The following is a 373-nucleotide window of genomic DNA, read 5'->3' as shown; positions in this document are numbered from 1 at the left end:
ACTTTTGCCCTTTAAATATCCCATAAATGAGGAAATACTTAGTTTCGGTGGTATACTCACCAACATGTGAATATGATCTGGGCAAGCTTCTGCTTCATGAATTTCAACACCTTTTCTTTCGCATAATAATCGTAAAATTTGACCAATACTTGCTTTGTATTTCTCATAAATTATCTGACGTCTATATTTTGGAGCGAAAACAATATGATACTTACAATTCCATGTAGTATGTGCTAAACTATTATTCTGTCTCAACAAAAATCCTCCTTTTATATATTAATTAGTGGTCGGGAAACCTTATCTAATATAACACTTTAGGGGGACTTTTTTGATACATCGCTAAAAGCTTTTCGGAACCACTAGCATAGCTAGT

Annotated in this window: 1 protein-coding gene; it reads right to left on the bottom strand. The window is 33.2% G+C overall.

Translation table 11 applies throughout. The features are described 5' to 3' along the window. Positions 1-255: IS200/IS605 family transposase (tnpA, locus tag ADF62_RS08425; RefSeq protein WP_152901340.1), on the bottom strand; the 255-nt coding region annotated here is incomplete at its 3' end. Between the last annotated feature and the right edge of the window lie 118 nt (positions 256-373).

Origin of the sequence: Streptococcus sp. 1004_SSPC (assembly GCF_001069025.1) — a bacterium.
Lineage (GTDB): Bacteria > Bacillota > Bacilli > Lactobacillales > Streptococcaceae > Streptococcus > Streptococcus vestibularis.
The sequence above is the reverse complement of the archived record's forward strand: the minus strand, read 5'-3'. Positions and strand labels throughout refer to the sequence as shown.